This window comes from Luteibacter sp. P4_E6 (assembly GCF_056401535.1).
The window spans coordinates 1-2,828 of record NZ_JBFUJE010000504.1 but is presented as its reverse complement, the minus strand read 5'-3'; the positions used below and the strand labels follow the sequence as shown (position 1 = coordinate 2,828).

The following is a 2,828-nucleotide window of genomic DNA, read 5'->3' as shown; positions in this document are numbered from 1 at the left end:
GCTTTTGCGGCGCAGGTGCTCTGCACGCTGCGTGCATGGGAATCCGACGAGTATTGCCGTAACCGGCTGGGCCTCGATGGCCCGCTGGGATCGATCGACCCGTCGAAACTCAACGTCAACGGCTCCAGTCTCGCGGCGGGTCATCCCTTCGCGGCGACCGGTGCGCGCATCGTCGCCACGCTGGCGAAGATGCTCGAGCAGAAGGGTTCGGGCCGCGGCCTGATTTCCATCTGTACCGCGGGCGGCATGGGCGTCACGGCGATTCTCGAACGTCCCTGATCCCCATCCGTCAGATCCGAATGCTCGCACTTCGCACCAGTACATCGTTCAGCGCCCTCGGGCTCGTCGTCGGCATCGCCGCGACGAGCTGGCTCACCGCGCTCACCTATGAGCGCGCGCCTGCGACCCGCCCGCTGGCCGAAGTCGTCATGCCGAAGCTGTCGTCCAGGCCCGCGTGGACACGGCCGTCCGCGCCGGTGCCGCCGATGCCGTCGGCGTCCGCTCCGCGAGTCCGCACGCACGCGGCTCCCGAACGCGTTGCTGCGGCGCGCAGCGACGCCGCAGCAACGCCCGATCCCCTCGTGCCCGTCTACATGCCCTCGCCGCGCTACCCCATGGCAGCGCTACGCGCACAGCGCGAAGGCCAGGTGATCCTCAATGTCACGGTCACCCAGGAAGGTGATGTCACCGACGTCAGCGTAGGCCATAGCAGCGGCGACCTCGACCTGGATCACGCAGCGACCGATGCCGTTCGGGGCTGGCGCTTCGCCGCGGCGGACAATCGTCCGTCCCGTTACACCGCCGACCTGCCCATCCGCTTCGAACTCACGCGCTTCTAGAGAATGCCGGCCGCCGATGAGCCGAACGCGGTAATCATGCGGGTGTAGATGAGCTTCAGCGAGACGTCGACTTCGGGGAAGTCGCCCACCGGCTCGTAGCATTCGAAGAAGCGGGGATCGGTCCATCTCAGCGGAATGCAGCCTGGCTTGAGCTCGTAGCTGGTGGCGTAGCGAAATGGCCACAGATCGAAGAACGGCAGGCGCTCCGAGACATCGCCGATGAACTCGTTCACCGACGACAGCACGGGGATCTTCTTCTCGCGCGGGCCGATGACCCAGGCGTTGCCGGGCTCGGTGTCCTGCATGATCGAATCGCGCAGGCGGTCCGAGAAGCGCTTGTCGTAGATGATCACACCGGATTCGGTGTTGTAGTGGTCGGAGCGCGGATCGAAATTGTGCGTGCCGACCATGGCGAACGTATCGTCGACGACGATCGACTTCGCGTGGAGTCCGAAACGGATACCCTCGGTGCTCAGCGGTGCGGGGCGATGACGCGCACCCCGTCGCGAATGACTCCCCGCACTGAGGAAGCCGGACGACTCCGAGGGCTGCAACCCGCCATCGGCATCCGTTTCCCTGGATGCACGTCGGCTGTGGCCGCTGCCCGAGCCAGTGGCGGCAAACGGTGGTTTGGCGGGGGCCGTCGACGGGTTCTCGAGCGCATCGATGTCGGCGTTTTCGGGGTGCGGCTTCAGCTCGTAAATCTCGAAGCCGTAGTCGGTGAGGTAACGCTTGCGGTGCTTGTAAGACAGCGCATACACAGCGAACGCATCGGTCGAGGCCAGCGAGTTCGTCGAGACGACGATGCGCGGCGGCGTCGGCTGCTCGTGCAGGCGGTTGAAGATCTTCCGCGCCGGTTTGCTCATGACCAGGTAGGGCGTCTGCAGGATGATCTCGCTCTTCGCGTTACGTACCAGACCCATGATGTGTCGGGTAAGTTCACGTGCCTCGCGACGCTTGGGCTCGTCGGTTTTGCCCGGGAGGTCCGAAAGATACTCGATGCGATTCATCCGCAGCGTGGCGCGCATGATTCGGTCTTCCAGCCAGCCGGCATCTTCGGCATCGCTGATCATCTGGGCGACGCGGTCGGGATGCTCGTAGGTCGGTGGCAACCAATGCCGCGTGTCGTCGGTGTCGGCGATGAGCTCCCGGTTCACGTCATGCAGATGGGTCAGCCGGACCGCGCGCTTATGCGTCCAGAACTGTTCGAAGCTGTCGCCCATGGTTTTCGCGGCGGGACCGCCCACCATGACATCGCGGTCGATGTAGTCGAAGCTGCCGTCCCAGTCGAAGTAGCGGTCTTCGTAGTTGCGACCGCCTGTGATGCCGATGAGATCGTCGACCACGATCAGCTTGTTGTGCATCCGCTGGTTGAACTTGTAGAAGCAGCAGAGAATGCCGGCCGCGAACTCCAGCGGTGGCGTCCGCGCGCTGTGGAAGGTGGGGTTGTAGAGGCGTACCTCGAGGTTGTCGCTGGCGCGGGCGAGCGTGGCGAGCAATCCCGGGTCGCCGAAGGAGAACAGCTGGTCGGCGAGGATGCGCACATGCACGCCGCGCCGCGCGGCCTGGATCAGTTCGTCGAGGACCAGTTTGCCCGCGTCGTCCTGCTCCCAGATGTAGGTCTGCACGTCGATGCTCTTCGTCGCCGCACGAATCAGGTTGACCCGGGCGGCCATGGCCTGCTCGCCATCCTCGAGCAGCGTCGCCACGTGGACCGGTTTGTCCGCGGTCGAGGCTGCGTTGGCTTCCTTCGCCGCGTCGATCAGGGGAGACGGTGTCGCACAACGATCGGTCCGGTCACAGGTGAGCTGACGGTCGACCGTCAGGGTGACGACCGCGTCCGCCTGCCGGATGCGCGTACGCGACAGCGAGCAACCGCCGGCAAGGAGCGTGGCGGTGAGGAGCAGGATCGTAAAGAGGCGGCGCATGCCGCAGATGATAGGGGACCGGTGACAACGCCAGGTGAGCTTGAGGCGCTCGCCGGGGTTG

Annotated in this window: 2 protein-coding genes and 1 pseudogene; 2 read left to right on the top strand and 1 reads right to left on the bottom strand. The window is 65.2% G+C overall.

Translation table 11 applies throughout. The annotated features are described in order from the left end of the window. Both AC1DT2_RS19945 and AC1DT2_RS19940 read left to right on the top strand, forming a co-directional pair. Positions 1 to 279: pseudogene (locus tag AC1DT2_RS19945) on the top strand (acetyl-CoA C-acetyltransferase); the annotation flags it as partial. 20 nt (positions 280 to 299) lie between these two features. Further along, entirely contained in the window at positions 300 to 839 is a 540-nt protein-coding gene (locus AC1DT2_RS19940; RefSeq protein ID WP_477298245.1) for an energy transducer TonB, read from the top strand. Here AC1DT2_RS19940 and AC1DT2_RS19935 read toward each other — a convergent pair. Next, a partial coding sequence (locus AC1DT2_RS19935; RefSeq protein ID WP_477298243.1) for a phospholipase D family protein occupies positions 836 to 2,828 on the bottom strand: 1,993 nt, incomplete at its 5' end. The two genes, AC1DT2_RS19940 and AC1DT2_RS19935, sit on opposite strands and share 4 nt — an antisense overlap.